The 18,032-nt window shown below is 72.9% G+C and carries 8 protein-coding genes and 1 pseudogene; 7 read left to right on the top strand and 2 right to left on the bottom strand.

Going from position 1 to position 18,032, the window contains the following annotated elements; genetic code table 11:
* The first annotated feature begins 29 nt into the window (after positions 1 to 29).
* From AC07DC_RS41475 to AC07DC_RS41445, 7 genes and pseudogenes are all read left to right on the top strand, one after another.
* Complete coding sequence (locus tag AC07DC_RS41475; protein ID WP_478920138.1) at positions 30 to 5,447, top strand: type I polyketide synthase; 5,418 nt, start codon at positions 30 to 32, stop codon at positions 5,445 to 5,447.
* Between the two features lie 52 nt (positions 5,448 to 5,499).
* Positions 5,500 to 8,589, top strand: a pseudogene (locus tag AC07DC_RS41470) (type I polyketide synthase); the annotation flags it as partial.
* 178 nt (positions 8,590 to 8,767) lie between these two features.
* Positions 8,768 to 9,631, top strand: coding sequence for a hypothetical protein (locus AC07DC_RS41465; protein ID WP_478920136.1), 864 nt, complete (start codon positions 8,768 to 8,770; stop codon positions 9,629 to 9,631).
* 1 nt (position 9,632) lies between these two features.
* Positions 9,633 to 10,688 (top strand): ABC transporter ATP-binding protein, encoded by a 1,056-nt coding sequence (locus tag AC07DC_RS41460; RefSeq protein WP_478920135.1) that lies wholly within the window; start codon positions 9,633 to 9,635, stop codon positions 10,686 to 10,688.
* Positions 10,685 to 11,422 (top strand): ABC transporter permease, encoded by a 738-nt coding sequence (locus AC07DC_RS41455; protein WP_478920134.1) that lies wholly within the window; start codon positions 10,685 to 10,687, stop codon positions 11,420 to 11,422. Before AC07DC_RS41460 ends, AC07DC_RS41455 begins: the two co-directional genes overlap by 4 nt.
* Before the next feature lie 152 nt (positions 11,423 to 11,574).
* Entirely contained in the window at positions 11,575 to 12,477 is a 903-nt protein-coding gene (locus AC07DC_RS41450) for a proline iminopeptidase-family hydrolase (protein WP_478920133.1), read from the top strand.
* Positions 12,478 to 12,528: 51 nt separating this feature from the next.
* On the top strand, positions 12,529 to 12,984 hold the full coding sequence (locus tag AC07DC_RS41445) for a VOC family protein (protein ID WP_478920132.1): 456 nt from the start codon (positions 12,529 to 12,531) through the stop codon (positions 12,982 to 12,984).
* A gap of 87 nt (positions 12,985 to 13,071) precedes the next feature.
* Here the strand turns inward: AC07DC_RS41445 and AC07DC_RS41440 are convergent, their stop codons facing one another.
* Both AC07DC_RS41440 and AC07DC_RS41435 read right to left on the bottom strand, forming a co-directional pair.
* Positions 13,072 to 15,252, bottom strand: a complete 2,181-nt coding sequence (locus tag AC07DC_RS41440) for a condensation domain-containing protein (protein WP_478920131.1) — start codon at positions 15,250 to 15,252, stop codon at positions 13,072 to 13,074.
* A 58-nt stretch (positions 15,253 to 15,310) separates the two neighbouring features.
* Positions 15,311 to 18,032: type I polyketide synthase (locus AC07DC_RS41435; RefSeq protein WP_478920130.1), on the bottom strand; the 2,722-nt coding region annotated here is incomplete at its 5' end.

Raw genomic sequence — 18,032 nt, 5'->3', positions numbered from 1 at the left:
CGGGCGTCCTGACAATTTACGGAGAACTGATGGCGGACGAGAAGCAGCTGGTCGACACACTCAAGCGGGTCGCCGCTGACCTGCACGATGCCCGTCGGCGGCTGCGGGACGCGGAGGACAAGGACCGCGAGCCGATCGCGATCATCGGTATGGCCTGCCGCTTCCCGGGCGGCGTCACCTCACCCGAGGAGCTGTGGGAGCTGCTCGCGGCCGGCGAGGACGGTCTGACGCCGTTCCCCACCGACCGCGGCTGGAACCTCACCCAGTTCCAGGACAGCGAACGGGAGAAGGGCGGCGCGGCGGGCGACGGCGCGCCCGAGGGCGGTTTCCTCGCCGACGCCGCCGAGTTCGACGCCGAGTTCTTCGGGATCAGCCCGCGCGAGGCCCTCGCGATGGACCCCCAGCAGCGGGTGCTGCTGGAGACGTCGTGGGAGGCGCTGGAACGCGCCGGGATCGACCCGGTGGCGCTCTCCGGCACCCGCACGGCGGTCTTCACCGGCGTCAGCAGCTCCGACTACCTGCGCGGGCTGCAGAAGATGCCCGCCGAGGTCGCCGGCCACATGATGACCGGCGTCGCGGGCAGCGTCCTGTCCGGCCGGGTCTCGTACGCGCTGGGCCTGGAGGGCCCGGCCGTCACCATCGACACCGCCTGCTCGTCCGCGTTGGTCGCCCTGCACCTCGCGGGGCAGGCGCTGCGCGCGGGGGAGTGCACGCTGGCGCTGGCCGGCGGGGTGACGGTGATGGGCTCCGCCGGAACGTTCCTGGAGTTCAGCCGGGCGGACGGGCTGGCCGGCGACGGCCGCTGCAAGCCGTTCGCGGAGGCCGCCGACGGCACCGGGCTGTCGGAGGGCGTCGGCGTCCTGCTGCTGGAGAAGCTCAGCGACGCCCGGCGCAACGGGCACCGCGTGCTGGCCGTGGTCCGCGGCAGCGCCGTCAACCAGGACGGCGCGAGCAACGGTCTCACCGCGCCCAACGGGCCCTCCCAGCAGCGCGTGATCCGGCAGGCGCTGGCGAGCGCCCGGCTCTCGGCCGACCAGGTCGACGCCGTCGAGGCGCACGGCACCGGCACCAAGCTCGGCGACCCCATCGAGGCGCAGGCGCTGATCGCCGCCTACGGCCAGGAGCGTGCGCAGGACCAGCCGCTGTGGCTGGGCTCGATCAAGTCCAACCTCGGGCACACCCAGGGGGCGGCGGGCGTCGCGGGCATCATCAAGATGGTGCTGGCCCTGCACCACGAGGAGCTGCCGCGCACCCTGCACGTGGACGCGCCCAGCTCGCACGTCGACTGGTCGGCGGGGACCGTCCAGCTGCTCACCGAGGCCCGGCCGTGGCCGGCGGGGGAGCGGACCCGCCGCGCGGGCATCTCCTCCTTCGGCATCAGCGGCACGAACGCCCACGTCATCCTGGAGGAGACCCCGGCCGATGAGACGGCGGAGTCCGCCGAGGTCGCCGAACTGCCGGTGGTGCCGTGGCTGCTGTCCGCCCGCACCCCGGATGCGCTGACCGCCCAGGCCCGCCGCCTGCACGAGCACCTGCGGGACGGATCCGTGGCAGCGGACCCGTCCGCGGTCGGCTCGGCCCTCGCCACGACGCGCTCCGCCTTCCCGTACCGGGCGGGCGTCGTGGCAGGGGACAGGGAAGGACTACTCACCGCGCTCGCGGCACTCGCCGACGGCCAGTCCGCGCCGGGCGTGCTGCGCGACGGCCCCGGATCAGGACAGCTCGGCTTCCTGTTCACCGGCCAGGGCAGCCAGCGGGCCGGGATGGGGCGCGAGTTGTACGCCGCGTTCCCCGTGTTCGCGGCGGCCCTGGACGAGGTGGCGGCGGCTTTCGACGCGCACCTGGACCGTCCGCTCAAGGAGGTGCTGTTCGGGGAGGACGGATCGCTGGACGCGACCGGCTACACCCAGCCCGCGCTGTTCGCCCTGGAGGTGGCGCTGTTCCGGCAGGTCGCCGCCTGGGGGATCCGGCCGCAGGTGCTGGCCGGTCACTCGATCGGTGAGCTGGCGGCAGCGCACGTAGCCGGGGTCTGGTCGCTGGCGGACGCCGCTCTGTTGGTCGCTGCTCGCGGCCGACTGATGCAGCAACTGCCGTCCGGGGGTGCGATGGCGGCGCTTCAGGCCACCGAGGCCGAAGTCCTGCCGCGGCTTACCGACCGCGTCGGCATCGCGGCCGTCAACGGGCCCACCTCGATCGTCGTCTCCGGCGACGAGGACGCCGTCGGCCAGGTCGTCACGTACTTCGACGAGCTGGGGCGCAAGACCAAGCGCCTCACCGTCAGCCACGCCTTCCACTCCGTCCACATGGAGCCGATGCTCGAAGAGTTCCGCGCCGTCGCGGCCGGGCTCACGTACAACGCGCCCTCGATCCCGATCGTGTCGACCCTGACCGGCAAGGCCGCCACCCCCGAGGAGCTGACCGACCCCGCCTACTGGGTCCGGCACGTCCGCGAGGCCGTGCGCTTCGCCGACGCCGTCACGACCCTGGAGGAGCGGGGCGTCACCGCGTTCCTGGAGCTGGGACCCGACGCCGTGCTGAGCGCGATGGGCGCCGAGAGCGTGACGGACCCCGTCGCGTCGGTCCTGGTCCCGGCGCTGCGCCGGGACCGCGACGAGGCCCAGACCCTGGTGGAGGCGGTCACCCGCCTGTACCTGCGGGGGATCGGTGTGGACTGGAGGGCCTTCTTCGCCGGTCGCGCCGCCGCCGGTCTCGTGGACCTGCCGACGTACGCCTTCCAGCACCGCGGCTACTGGTTCAAGTCCAACGCCCTGCCTAGCGGCGACGCCGCCGACTTCGGCCAGGACGCGGCGGGGCATCCGCTGCTGGGCGCGGCCGTCGGCATTCCGGAGTCGGACGGGCTGCTGTTCACCGGGCGGCTCTCACTGGCCACCCACCCGTGGCTGGCCGATCACGCCGTCAACGGCACCGTGATCGTCCCCGGCACCGCGCTCGTCGAGATCGCCGTGCACGCCGGTGACCTGGCGGGCTGCGGCACGCTGGAGGAGCTGACGCTCCACGCGCCGCTGGTCGTCCCCGCCGTGGGCGCGGTCCAGGTGCGGGTGCGGCTGGACGGCGGCGAGCAGCGTGCCGTGACGATCTTCTCCCGGCCGGAAGGAGCACCCGAGGGAACGGCGTGGACGCGGCACGCCGACGGAGCGCTCACCGAGCACGCCCCCGCCGCAGGGTTCGATCTGGCGCAGTGGCCCCCGGCCGGCGCCAAGCCGGTCGCGGTGGACGACCTCTACGACGAGCTGGCCGGCCGCGGCCTGGAGTACGGCCCGGCCTTCCAGGGTCTGCGGGCCGCGTGGCTGCTCGGCGACGAGGTCTTCGCGGAGGTCGCGCTGCCCGAGCAGGAGGAGTCGCAGGCCGGGCTGTTCGGCCTGCACCCGGCGCTGCTGGACGCCGCCCTTCACGGGGTCGCGCTGGGCGGCCCCGGTCTGATGCGCGGCCCGGCCGACGCGGACGCCGACGCCACGTGGCTGCCGTTCGCCTGGTCGGACGTCACCCTGCACGCCTCGGGCGCCCAGGCGCTGCGGGTCCGGCTCGCCCCGGCGGCCACCCCCGGCGGCATCTCGGTGCGGGTCGCGGACGCCGAGGGCGGCGCGGTCGCGTCGATCGGCACGCTCACCCTCCGGCCGGTCTCCACGGCGCAGCTGGGCACCCCGGACACCTCCGACGACGCGCTGTTCACCGTCGAGTGGAAGCAGGTCATCACCTCCGGCGCCGCGGATTCCGGACCCGCGCCGACCGTTCTGGCGACACCGGCCGGGCGCTCCGCGGCCGACGCGGTCGCCGCCGTACTGACCGGCCTCCAGGAGTGGCTGGCCGACGAGGAGAACGAGGACGGGCGGCTGCTCGTCCTGACCCGCGGCGCGGCGGCGGTGACCCCAGGCGAGGGGGTGACAGATCTGGGCCAGGCCGCGGTGACCGGTCTCGTACGGGCCGCGCAGGCGGAGAATCCGGGCCGCATCGTCCTGCTGGACAGCGACACAGACGGTGTTCCGGAGGGCGTGCTCTCCGCCGCCGAATCCGAACTGGCACTCCGGGACGGCGTGTTGTGGGCGCCGCGCCTCGTCCGAGCGGCCACGGCGGAAGAGGCCGACGGCGCTCCCTGGAGCCCGGACGGCTCCGTACTGATCACCGGCGGCACCGGCGGTCTGGGCGCGCTCGTTGCCCGGCACCTCGTCACCGCCCGGGGCGTGCGGAACCTGCTGCTGGTCAGCCGGCGCGGCCCGGACGCGCCCGGCGCGGACGTCCTGGTCGCCGAACTGGAGGCGGCCGGCGCCGCGGTGACCGTCGCCGCCTGCGACGTCTCGGACCGCGACAGCCTGGCCGGAGTGCTGTCGGGCGTACGGCTCAGCGCGGTCGTGCACACGGCGGGCATCGTGGACGACGGCGTGATCGGCAAGCTGACGCCCGGCCGCGTCGCGTCCGTGCTCGGCCCGAAGGCCGACGCCGCCCGCCATCTGCACGAGCTGACAGTGGAGTCCGGCACCGAGCTGGACGCGTTCGTCCTGTTCTCCTCCGCGGCCGGCGTCTTCGGCGGTGCGGGGCAGGGCAACTACGCGGCCGCCAACACCTATCTGGACGGCCTGGCCGCGCACCGCCGGGCTGCCGGCCTGCCGGGCACGGCGCTCGCCTGGGGCCTGTGGGACCCGGCGACCGGCGGCATGGGCTCGGCCCTGACCGGGGCCGACGTCGAGCGGATGGCGCGCGGCGGCATCCTGGCCCTCGGCCAGGAGCAGGGCCTCGCGCTGTTCGACACGGCGGTGGCCGCCGACCGGGCGCTCCTGGTGCCGGTCGGCCTGGACACCCGGGCCCTGGGCCGCGCCATGAGCGGCGAGGTGCCCGGCATGTTCCGGTCGCTGGTACGCGGGCCGGTACGGCGCGCGGCGGCGGCCGGCGGTGCGGGCGCGGCGGACGGCGGCCTCACCGCGAGGCTGGCGGCGCTGCCGGCCGGCGAACGGCCGCAGCTGGTGCTGGGGCTGGTTCGCAAGCAGGTCGCGAACGTGCTGGGCTTCGCCGCCGACCAGCCGGTCGAGGCGGAGAAGCCGTTCAAGGACTTCGGCTTCGACTCGCTGACGGCCGTGGAGTTCCGCAACCGGCTCGTCGTCGAGACCGGGGTGCGCCTGCCGGCCACGCTCGTCTTCGACTACCCGACACCGCTGGAGCTGGCCGACCACCTCCTGCAGGCACTGGCGCCCGCGGACGACGACCCCGCGCACGCGCTCCTCGCCAGTCTGGAACAGCTCGAACCGCTGCTGAACACCGACGGGTTGGACAAGCTGACCCGTTCCAAGGTCACCGTGCGCCTCCAGGCGCTGCTGTCCCGCTGGCACGACGCGGCAGCGCCCGCGCCCGCCGGTCCGGACGAGGCGGCGACCGTCGACGAGGCCTCGGACGACGAGCTGTTCGCCCTGCTGGACGGCGAGATCGGCTCCGACTGACCCGCGTCCCATCCGATCGCCCGCTTGCCTTTTCCAAGGAGCTGAAGCACGCATGACCACGGACACCGAACAGAAGCTCCGCGACTATCTGAAGCGGGCGACCACCGATCTCCTCCAGGCCCGCCGCCGCATCCAGGACCTGGAGGACCGCACCCGCGAGCCCGTCGCCATCGTCGGTATGAGCTGCCGCTACCCGGGCGGGGTCACCTCGCCCGAGGAGCTGTGGGAGCTGCTGGCGGCCGGTGGCGACGGCGCCGGCGGCTTCCCCACCGACCGCGGCTGGGACGTCGAGAACCTCTACGACCCCGACCCGAACGCCCTGGGCAAGAGTTACGCCAAGGAGGGCGGATTCCTCGCCGGGGCCGGTGACTTCGACGCCGCGTTCTTCGGTATCAGCCCGCGCGAAGCCCTCGCCATGGACCCGCAGCAGCGGCTGCTGCTCGAGGCGTCCTGGGAGGCGTTCGAGCACGCCGGCATCGACCCGGCGACCGTGCGCGGCACCCGGACCGGCGTCTACGCGGGCGTCATGTACCACGACTACGGATCGGACCGGGCGTCGATCCCCGACGGCGTCGAGGGCTTCCTCGGCACCGGCACGGCCGGCAGCGTGCTCTCCGGGCGCGTCTCGTACGCGCTCGGGCTCCAGGGCCCGGCCGTCACCGTCGACACCGCCTGCTCGTCGTCGCTGGTGACGCTGCACCTGGCGATGCAGGCGCTGCGCAACGGCGAATGCGGTCTCGCCCTGGCCGGCGGCGTCACCGTCATGGCCACCCCCGACACGTTCATCGACTTCAGCAGGCAGCGCGGGCTGGCCCCCGACGGCCGGTGCAAGCCGTTCGCGAAGGCCGCCGACGGCACCGGCTGGGGCGAGGGCGTCGGCGTGCTGCTCCTGGAGCGGCTCTCCGACGCACGGCGCAACGGGCACCCCGTCCTCGCCCTGGTGCGGGGCAGCTCCATCAACCAGGACGGTGCCAGCAACGGCCTCACCGCCCCCAGCGGCCCGTCCCAGCAGCAGGTGATCCTGGAGGCGCTGGCCGCCGCCGGGCTGAGCACCGGCGACATCGACGCCGTCGAGGCGCACGGCACCGGCACCGTACTGGGCGACCCCATCGAGGCCCAGGCGCTCATCGCGACCTACGGCCAGGACCGGCCCGCCGACCAGCCGCTGTGGCTCGGTTCGGTGAAGTCGAACCTCGGGCACACCCAGGCCGCCGCGGGCGCCGCCGGCGTCATCAAGATGGTGATGGCGCTGCGCCACGCGGTGCTCCCCAAGTCGCTGCACATCGACGAAGCCAGCCCGCACGTCGACTGGTCTGCGGGCGCCGTCGAGCTGCTCTCCGAGGCTCGCGCCTGGCCCGACAGCGGCCGCCCGCGCCGCGCGGCTGTCTCCGCGTTCGGCATCAGCGGGACCAACGCCCACGTCGTCCTGGAACAGGCACCGCAGGACGAGCCCGCGGAGACCGTAGCGGCGCCGGAGCACCGTCCGGTGCCCTGGCTGCTGTCCGCCAAGGGCGCCGCGGGACTGCGCGCCCAGGCGGCCCGGCTGCACGCCTGGGCGACGGACCGCCCGGAGCTGTCGGCTGCCGACCTCGGGCTCTCCCTGGCAACCTCCCGCACGCTGCTCGGCCACCGCGCGGCGGTCGTTGCCGCCAGCCGGGCGGAGCTGCTGGCAGCGCTGGAGGGGCTCGCGGCCGGCTGTCAGGGCCCGGCCGTGCTTCAGGAGACGCAGGGGAGCGGCCGTACCGCCTTCCTCTTCACCGGGCAGGGCAGCCAGAAGCCCGGTATGGGCCGTGAACTGCACGCCTCGCAGCCGGCGTTCGCGCAGGCACTGGACGCCGCGTGCGCCGCGCTCGACCCACACCTCGAACACCCCCTCCAGCAGGTGCTTTTCGCCGAACCGGGCAGCGCGCAGGCGGCGCTGCTGGACACGACTGGCTACGCGCAGCCCGCGCTCTTCGCCCTCGAAGTGGCCCTCTTCCGGCTGCTGGAGTCCTGGGGCGTGCGGCCAGACCTGTTGGCCGGGCACTCGATCGGCGAACTGGCCGCCGCGCACGTCGCCGGGCTCTGGTCGCTGGAGGACGCGGCGGCGCTCGTCGCCGCACGCGGCCGGCTGATGCAGGCGCTGCCGGCGGGCGGCGCGATGGCCGCCCTTCAGGCCACCGAGGCAGAGGTTCTGCCGCAACTGACGGAAGGGGTCGGGATCGCGGCGGTCAACGGCCCGCAGTCCGTCGTGGTCTCCGGCGACGAGGCGGCGGTCGAGGCGGTCACCGGGCACTTCCGTGACCTGGGCCGCAAGACCAAGCGCCTCACCGTCAGCCACGCCTTCCACTCCTCGCTGATGGAACCGATGCTCGACGGGTTCGGGCGGGTGGCCGCGGGACTGACGTACCACGAGCCCACCATCGCGATCGTGTCGTCGCTCACCGGCAAGCCCGTCACCGCGCAGGAACTGCGCACCCCCGACTACTGGGTGCGGCACGTCCGCGAGACGGTGCGCTTCGCCGACGCCGTGGGCAGCCTGGAGGCCGAGGGCGCCGCCACCTATCTCGAACTGGGCCCGGACGCCGTCCTGTCCGCGCTGGTCCGCGACTGCCTGACCGCACCGGCGACCGCCGCCGTGATCCCCGTACTGCGCAGGGACCGCACCGAGCCGCACGCGGTCACGGAGGCCGCCGCCCGGCTGCGGATGCGCGGCGCCACCGTGAACTGGGCCGCGCTTTTCGACGGCACCGGCGCACGCCGTGCCCCGCTGCCCACGTATCCCTTCCAGCACCAGCACTACTGGTTGGCGGCCGCCGGCCGCGCCTCGGCCGGACCCGTCTCTCCCGGCGCCGCGAGCAGCGCGCTGGAGCTGCCGGAGGCCGTCGAGGAGGAGCCGGCAGACGATCCGCTGGAGTTCCATCGGCGCCTGCACGCGGCCGACGAGCCGGCCCGCGCCGCGCTCCTGCTGGACCTGGTGCGCACCGTCACCGCGTCCGTCCTCGGGCACGCGTCCGCCGAGGAGATCGAAGCCGACAGCGAGTTCATCGACCTCGGCTTCTCCTCGCTGCTCGCCGTCGAGTTCCGCGACCGGATCGGCGCGGCCGTGGGTGCCCGGCTGTCCGCCGCCGTGATCTACGAGTACGAGACGCCCGACGAGCTGGCCGAGCAACTGCTGGAGATCGTGGAATCGGCACCGGCACCGGCAGCGGCGGGTGCCCCCGGCGAGTAGGGGGCGCTAGGGGGTCCGCTAGGGGATCTCAGTGCAATTGCCCGCTTCTAGCATCGGAAGCACTCCCAATGCGGGTGCACGGGACAGCAGGGAACGGAAGGGGCTGTTGGTGGAGAGATCCGATGCATGGTGGGAAATCGGCGGCAAGGGCCCAGGAGATCTGGTCCTCGCTGTCGACTTCACGGCCACCGGGCGACCCGATGCGCGATTCGCCGACATCGTCGGCCTCACCGCCACCAGCCATCCGGTCTGGGAGACGATGCCGCAGGCCATCGCCACCGACATCGGGCCGTCGGGCGAGGAGTACCTCGACCGCTGGTTCGAGGACGTCCGCGCCAGCGGCCGGCCGGTCGGCGCCGTACTCGGCTTCTGCGCCGGAGCGGTGTACGCCGCCGCCCTGGCCGGCCGGATAGCGCAGTGGCAGGAACGAGCCCCCCAGCTCATCCTGTTCGACCCGGAGCAGGCCAACGCCTTCGGCCTGCTCTGGCAGTTCCACAAGTCCGTCGAACTGTTCGCGGGAATCATCGGTGCCGAGCCGGTCGCCGAGGCCCAGGAGACCGCCCGCAAGGCGCTGGAGGCCGATCCCGACAACCTCGGGTACATCGGCCCGGTGCTCGTCGGGCTCTTCCGGGAGATCAGCGAAGCGGCCTTCGACGAGATCGAGCTGGAGCCCGAGAGCCGGACCGAGTTCACCGAGTCCTTCACCTCCTTCGTCGCCTACGTCGTCGCGGCCGGCCAGCTCAACTCCTCGGCCGCCACCGCGTGGACCGACGCCTTGGCGTTCAGCTCCGCAAGCCCGCTCAGCGGACTCAACCGGCTGCGTTCCACCGACCCGGACGGCGCGGCGGGAGCCGTGGCCCGTGAACTCCGGTTCGACTGCGATCACACCGACCTGCTGCGTGACGAAGGCGCCGCCACGGCGCTGGCCGAGCTGCTGACCGCACAGGACCTCTCCCGACAGATCCGGATGTGACATGAAGACCACAGAGAAGACCACCGCCGCCAGGGCAGAGGGGACCGTTCCGGTAGCGGCTCCGCCGGCGCCGGCGCCGGTCCTCGTATCCGCCGAGGCCACCGCCGACCCGAAGACCACGTCCGATGCGAAGGCCGCGTCCGAGGTCGAGCCGGCCATCCGCGTCACCGGACTGCGCAAGGTCTACGGCGAGGTCCAGGCCGTCAAGGGCATCGACCTGACCATCGCCCCCGGCGAGGTCGTCGCGCTCCTCGGCCCCAACGGCGCCGGCAAGTCCACCACCATCGACATGGTCCTGGGCCTGTCCCACCCCACCTCGGGCGAGATCAGCATCTTCGGCCGGGCCCCCTACCTCGCGGTACGCGAAGGGCTGGTCAGCGCCGTCCTCCAGGAGGGCTCGCTGATCGACGACATCTCCGTCCGCGAGACGCTGGAGATGATCTCCTCCCTCTACAAGAAGCCGCTGCCCCTCGACGAGGTGCTGCGACGCGCCAACATCGAGGACATCGTCGACCGCCGCGGCACCAAGCTCTCCGGCGGCCAGCGCCAGCGCGCCCGCTTCGCCTGCGCCCTCATCGGCAACCCGCAGCTCCTGGTGCTCGACGAGCCCACCTCCGCCATGGACGTCGGCAGCCGCCGCAAGTTCTGGGAGTCCATGCGGAAGTTCACCGACACCGGCCGCACCGTGGTCTTCGCGACCCACTACCTCGACGAGGCCGAGGAGTTCGCCGACCGCGTCGTCCTCATGCGCGGTGGCGAGATCGCCGCCGACGGCACCGTCGCCAAGATCCGTGCTCTCACCGCGGGCCGCGTGCTGCGCGCCTCGGTCCCCGACGCGAACGAGAAGGACCTGCGCGCGCTGCCCGGCGTGACCGCGGCCGCCCTGCGCCTGGGCCGTGTCGAACTGCACTGCGAGGACTCCGACAAGAGCCTGCGCGCCCTGCTCACCACCTACCCCGACGCGTACGACATCGAGATCAGCGCCAGCGGCCTGGAAGAGGCGTTCCTCTCGCTGACCGCCGCCGACGAGACGGACGTGCAGGAGGACGCCGCATGACCGGCTACCTGTCCATCGAGATCAAGCGGATGCTCCGCGGACCGCGCTTCATCATCTTCGCGATCGTGCTGCCCGTGGGGCTCTACCTCATGGAGTGCATGCTCTACAAGAACCAGGTGATCCCGCACTCCAACGGCATCACCTACAGCGCCTGGCTGATGTGCAGCCTCGCCGCGTACAGCGCGTTCACCTCCTCCATGCACACCAGCGCCCGGGTCGCCCACGAGCGCTCCATCGGCTGGCACCGCCAGCTGCGGCTGACCCCGCTGCTGCCGCGCAACTACCTGCTGTCGAAGATCGTCGTCAGCATGATCGTGGCGCTGCCCGGCCCGCTCTTCGTCGCCCTCGCGGGCGCCACGCTCCAGGACGTGCACCTCTCCGCCGCCGGCTGGCTGCAGATCACCCTGGGCATCTGGATCGCCGCCCTGCCGTGCGCGGTACTGGGCCTGGTCATCGGCCTGTACGTGGCCGTCGAGCAGCAGCAGATGTACCTCCAGGGCCTCGTGCTGCTCTTCGGGTTCCTCGGCGGGCTGCTGCTGCCGACCACGGGATTCCCCGGCTGGCTCACCGCCGTCGTCAAGACCCTGCCGAGCTACTGGCTCGCCGACATCGGCCACGGCGCCCTGCTGCACGGCACCCGCACCATCGTCGCCGCGCTCGTACTCGCCGGCTGGACGGTCGTCCTGTCCGGGGCCGTCATCCTCAACTCCCGCCGTGAGGCGGCCAGGGCCTGATCGTCGCCCGGCCGCCGACACAGGCGCCGCCAGCGGGGGAACTCCCGCCGGCGGCGCCTGCGTCGTTCCCCGACCCGTTCTGTTCTCCATACCGCCGAGCCACACCACACACCACCGAGCCACCGCCGAGCCGAGACGTGAGGTACTCCACGATGTTCCCCGCCCCCACCCAGAAGGGCACCGCCCCCTTCCGCGGCCACCGCACCTGGTACCGGGTCACCGGCGATCTGCACACCGGGCGCACCCCGCTGGTCGTCGCCCACGGCGGCCCCGGCTCCACCCACGACTACCTGCTGCGGATGACCGAACTCGCCGCCTCCACCGGCCGTCCCGTGATCCACTACGACCAGATCGGCAACGGCGGCTCCACCCGGCTGCCGGACCGCGGCGCCGACTTCTGGACCGTCGGCCTCTTCCTCGACGAGCTGGACAACCTCCTCGCCCACCTCGGCATCGCCGACGACTACCTGCTGTTCGGCCAGTCCTGGGGCGGCATGCTGGGCGCGGAGCACGCCGTCCGCCGTCCCGCCGGGCTGCGCGGCCTCGTCATCGCCAACTCACCGGCTTCCATGCCGCTGTGGCGCGAGGCGTGCGAGGGGCTCAAGGACGCCATGCCGCCGGTGCACCGCGACACCCTGCGCCGCCACGAGGCCACCGACGACTTCGACCACCCGGACTACCAGCGCTCCGTGTACGCCTTCTACCAGCGCCATGTCTGCCGGGCCAACCCGCTGCCGCGCGAGGTGGCCGCCACACTCCTGGAGCTGCAGAGCGACCCGACGGTCTACGGCACCATGAACGGCCCCAACGACTTCCACGTCATCGGCACCCTGAAGGACTGGACGGTCATCGACCGGCTGCACGCCGTCGCCGTGCCGACCCTGATCATCTCGGGCGCGTACGACGAGGCCACCCCCGCGACCATTCAGCCGTTCCTCGACCACATCCCCGGGGCCCGCTGGGAGCTCTTCGAGCAGTCCAGCCACATGCCGCACGTCGAGGAGCCCGAGCGCTTCGACACCGTCATGAAGGCCTGGCTGGCGGAGGTCGGCTGACGAGCGGGGCGGCATGGCCGGACTGTCAGTCCCCGCTGGCACGATGAAGGTATGACCACCACTCTGCAGATCAGCATCGACTGTGCCGACCCCGCCGTGCTGGTCCCCTTCTGGGCGACCGCCCTGGGGTACCGCGAGGAGGACCCGCCCGCCGGATTCGCGACCTGGCGGGCGTACTGGATCAGCATCGGAGTGCCGGAGGACGAGCTCGGCGACCCGTCCAGCAGCTGCGCGGACTCCCTCGTCGACCCGACGGGCGCCGGTCCCCGCATCTTCTTCCAGGTCGTGCCGGAAGCCAAGACGATCAAGAACCGGCTGCATCTGGACCTGAAGGTCGGCGGCGGCCGGGACGTACCGCTGGAGATCCGCACCGCCCGCGTGAACGCCGAGGCCGAGCGGCTGGTCGCGGCCGGCGCCACGAAGGTCCGCGTCCTGTCGCAGGACGGCCTGGACCACTACGGCGTCACTCTCCAGGACCCCGAGGGCAACGAGTTCTGCGTCGCGTAGGCACGACGGTGGGGCCACGCGATACGACGAAGGGGCTCGTACCGGATCAGCCGGTACGAGCCCCTCAGTCGTCCTTCGTGCGGCCCGCTACGCCTTCTTGCTCGAGATGTAGGCGCTGAGCTTCTCCGGGGTCGGGTGCGCGAACAGGTCGGCCAGCCGGATCTTCACCTGGATACCGGTGGTGCGCTTGACGCGCTGCAGGAGCTGGACGGCGAGCAGTGAGTGGCCGCCGCTGGTGAAGAAGCCCGAATCCGCGTCCAGGTCCTCGCGCTTGAGGAACTGCTTCCACAGCGCGATCAGCGCACGGGTCAGCTCGGTGGTGTCCACCGGCTCCGGCGCGGCCTCGGTGCGCAGCAGCTCCTCGGCACGCAGCCGCAGACCCTGCAGGTCCGCTGCACCGTTCACGGTCGGAAGCCCCTCGGTAACGACGATGCGAGCCGGCTCCGCAGGGCCGGGAAGGTCGGTGCGCACCTGCTTCCAGAGCTGGTCGAGCAGACCGGGACCGGCCTCGGCGCCTTCTGCGGTGGCGACGAAGGAGACGAGGACCCCGCCCGCGGCGACGGTGGCGGCGGCGTCGACGGCGGGGTGCGCGAGCAGCGCGGCATCGACGTCCTCCAGCCCGAAGGCGAGCCCCTGCACGGTCACCCGGCGGTCCAGCCGGCCGAGGATCTCGATACGGCCGTCGGGGAGCCAGCGGGCCGCGTCACCGGTGCGAGTGACGTCCTCGTCGGCGAGGCAGAGCTCGCCGCGGACGCCCACCGGCAGTTCGGTCCCGTCGGGAGCGGCCACGAAGGCCCGGGTCAGGGCCGAACTGTCGGCCTTGGCGGCGAGCTTCGCGTAGCCGGAGAACGGCGCGACGGTGGGTCCGAGGAGGGCCTGCGGCAGTCCGTCCCGGTGGCCGGCCAGAACCGCGGCGTGGTCGGCCGGGCTCCAGCCGGAGATCTCACCGATCGGCCGGTCGAGGTGGTCGCCGAGGGTGCACAGCAGGGCGTCGTAACGGGCGAGCAGCAGCTCCACGTCGGCCGGCGTGAAGACCTGGGTACGGAACACGGCGCGGATCGTGGTCTTCTCCGCCTCGGGCTCCGGCATGAAGAAGAACTCCAGGTCGAACTTGCTGAAGCCGTTCTCCACCCCGCGGATCCTGGCCTGGTGCCCGGCCACCTCGAACGTCCCCGACGTACCGCCCGGCACGTAGTTGAACAGGTGGTTGAAGAGCGAGTTCCGCCAGGAGGAGGAACCGCCGTCCCGCACCTCGTCCAGTACGGACTCGGCGGTCACGCCCGGTTCGCCGAGGCTCTCCAGGAACACCGCGCGGGCGCGGTTCACCAGCCGCTTGAACGGCTTGGCCGGGTCCATCCGGACGCGCAGCGGCAGCACGTTCACGTGGTAGCCGATGGCGCCCTCGTGGCCGGGCGGGCGCACGCTGACGGGCGAGCCGACGACGATGTCCGTGCCCGCGCCGTGCTGGGCGAGCAGCAGGTAGTAGGCGGCCAGCAGGATCACGGCCTCCGGCGCGCGCAGCTCGCGCTGCAGGCGGCCGACCACGGCGCGGGCGTCGTCCGAGAGCGGGTACTGCAGGGTGTCGCCCGCCAGGTTAGGGGTGGCCGAGGCCGGATTCCCGTACCAGAGACCGTCGTCCGCGCCGCGGAAGCCGCGGAGCTGGTCGCGCCAGAAGTCGACGCTCTCCTCGGACGGCTCCGCCTCGACGACCGCGGCGACCGGGGCTGTGGAGTACGTGTCGGGCGCCTGGTAGGCGCTGATCAGCTCACCGAGCAGCGTGACGGTCGACATCGCGTCGAAGACGAGGTGGTGGAGCGCGACGCTCACCACGTCACCCTCGCCGCCCGCCCGCCGGAAGCGTGCCGCCCTCACGAGCGGGCTCCCGTCCAGGGCGAACGGCTCCGCGACGAACGCCTCGACGGCGGCCTGGAGACCGTCCTCGGTGGCGTCGGCCGAAGTGGCGTCGACCGAAGTGGCGTCGACCGAAGTGGCGTCGACCGAGGTGACGGCGATCGAGGTGATCGCGTCGGCCGCCAGCACCTCCTTGGTGAGGTCGGTCTCCGAGGTACGGAAGACGGTGCGCAGGATGTCGTACTTGCGCACCACCAGGGTCAGCGCCCGGGACAGCGCCGCGGAATCGATCTCACCGGCCACGTCGAAGGTCAGGGACAGGTTGTTGACGCCCGATCCCGGTACCAGGCGCTCCAGCAGCCAAAGGTCCGTCTCCTTACGGGTGGCCGCTATCGGCGCGGGGTCCTGAACAACCATGTCGGATCTCTCCTCAAACGGGTCATACGGGGATACGTCGGCGACGGCGTCGGCCGGGTCAGTCGAGAGGTTCGAACTCGCTGTCGAGAATGTCGAAGAGCTGGTCCGCGTCGGCCGAGGCCAGTTCGGCCTCGTCCGCCGCGGCGGACGCCGCCGCTTCCGCGGCTCCGGCGCGCAGTGCGGTCCAGCGGGCCACCAGGGCCCGCAGGCTGTCGGTGACCCGGGTGTGGTCCTGCTCGTCCACGTCGCCGTTGTCGGTCGTGGTGACCAGCCGGTCCTCCAGGTCCGCGAGTTCGGCCTCCAGGGCGCGCAGCGCGGCCGGGCCCGACGGCGCGGGTGCCAGCTGCTCGCGGATGTACTCGGCGAGGGCCTCGGAGGTCGGGTAGTCGAAGATCAGCGTCGCGGGGAGGCGCAGTCCGGTCGCCGGCGTGAGCCGGTTGCGGAACTCGACGGCGGCGAGCGAGTCGAAGCCCAGCCCGCCGAAGCCGCGCGCCGGATCGACGGCGTCCACCCCGGAGTGCCCGAGCACGGCGGCCACCTGCGACCGCACGAGATCCAGCACCACCGGCGTACGTTCGGCCGGCGGGAGCTTCAGCAGCCGGTCCTTCAGGCTCTCCGCGGCAGCGGTACCCGCAGCTGCCTGTACGGTGCCGCGCCGCGCCGCGGGTGCCCTGACGAGCCCCCGCAGGATGGCCGGCAGGCCCTGGCTCCCGGCCCGCGCCTCCAGCGCCGCGGTGGAGAAGGGCACCGGCAGCAGATGGGCCTTCCCACCGACCAGCGCCGCGTCGAGCAGTGCGAGGCCCGCCTCGCGGCCCAGCGCCAGCGCGCCGCCGCGCGCCACCCTGTCGACATCCGCCTGCGTCAGATCCGCACCCATGCCGCCCGATTCGGGGGCCCACAGGCCCCAGGCGAGCGAGGTCGCGGCCAGGTTGTGCGTACGGCGGTGGGTGGCGAGGGCGTCGAGGTAGGCGTTGGCCGCCGCGTAGTTGGCCTGCCCGGTGCCGTCGAAGGTGGCGGCCGTCGACGAGAAGAGGACGAACGCGTCGAGCGTGAGGTGCGCGGTGAGCTCGTGCAGATGCCGCGCGGCCTCGGCCTTGGGGCCGAAGACCGTACCGACCTGGCCGGGAGTGAGGGACTCGACGGTCCCGTCGTCCACGACACCCGCCGTGTGGATCACCGCGGTGAGCGGTACGTCGGTGAGGAGTTCCGCGAGGGCGTCCCGGTCGGAGACGTCGCACGCGGCGATGGTGACGTTGGCTCCCGCTTCGGTGAGTTCGGCCGCGAGTTCTGCGGCTCCGGGGGCGTCCTGTCCGCGGCGGCTGGTGAGCAAGAGGTCGCGGACGCCGTGCTCGGCGACCAGGTGGCGGGCGGTGAGCGCGCCCAGACCGCCGGTGCCGCCGGTGATCAGTACGGTGCCGTCCGTACGCCAAGGGGTCGCCTCGGCGGAAGGCGCCGAACGAGCCAGCCGCGGCGCGTACAACTGCGAGTTGCGGACAGCAAGTTCCGGCTCCTCGGAGGTGAGGACGGCGGCCGGTATCTGGCCGGTACCGGCATCCGCGTCGGTGTCGACGAGGACGACACGGTCCGGGTGCTCCGCCTGCGCGGCCCTGACGAGCCCGTGCACGGCGGCCTGCGCGAGATCGGTGACGTCCTCGCCGGGAAGCGCGGCGACCGCGCCCCGGGTGACGACGACCAGCCGGCCGTCGGAACCGGCGTTGGCCTCGTCCGCCAGCCAAGCTTGCAGCTGGGCGAGCACGTCGACGACCGTGGAGCGGGCATCGGCCCGCGACGTGACGCGCAGCAACGCGCTCTCGTCCACGGCGTCCGTGTTCTCCGCCGCCGGATCCGTATCCACCGCGGACCACTGGATCTCGTACAGATCCCGGGCCTGAGCGGCCTGCGCCGCCGCCAGCTCTCCGGTGTTCACCGGACGCAGGGCGAGCATGCCCACGGAGGCGACCGGAGCGCCCTGCTCATCCGCCAGGTGCAGCGCGTAGCCCGACCCCGCAGGGGCGATCCGCACGCGCAGCGCCGTGGCGCCCGTCGCGTAGAGAGCCACGTCGGACCAGGCGAACGGCAGCTCGGCCACACCGCTGTCGGCCCCGGAGAACCCGATGCCGTGCAGCGCCGCGTCGAGCAGCGCCGGGTGCAGCCCGAACCCGTTCGTGTCGGCGCCCTCGGGCAGCGCGACCTCGGCGAAGACCTCGTCGCCGACCTTCCAGGCCGCCCGCAGCCCCTGGAACACCGGCCCGTACTCCAGGCCGCTCGCGGCCATCGTCCCGTACAGGCCGTCGACCGCCACGACCTCGGCACCGGCCGGCGGCCACTGCACCAGATCGAAGCCGGGCTCGGCTGCGTGCGAGGTGAGCAGCCCGTCCGCGTGCCGCGTCCACGGCTCGTCCTCCGCCGCACCCTCGGCGCGCGAGAACACCGACAGCGTCCGCTCCTCCACCCCGCCGATCCTCACCCGCAGATGGATGGCACCGGTCTGCGGAATGACGACCGGGGCGGAGAGGGTGAGCTCCTGCAGGGTGCTGGTGTGGGTGTGGTCGCCGGTGTGGATGGCGAGGTCGGCGAGCGCGGCTCCCGGCAGGATGACGGTGCCGTTGACGGCGTGGTCCGCGAGCCACGGGTGGGTGGCGAGGGAGAGCCGCCCGGTGAAGAGCAGCCCGTCGGTGTCTGGAAGCGTGATGGCGGCGGTGAGGAGCGGGTGGGTGGTGTTGCCCTGCCCGAGGCCGGACGGATCGCCCGTGGAAACAGGGCTGTCGGCGAGCCAGTAG

The organism is Streptomyces sp. NPDC045021 (genome assembly GCF_056432645.1).
The sequence above is the reverse complement of the archived record's forward strand: the minus strand, read 5'-3'. Positions and strand labels throughout refer to the sequence as shown.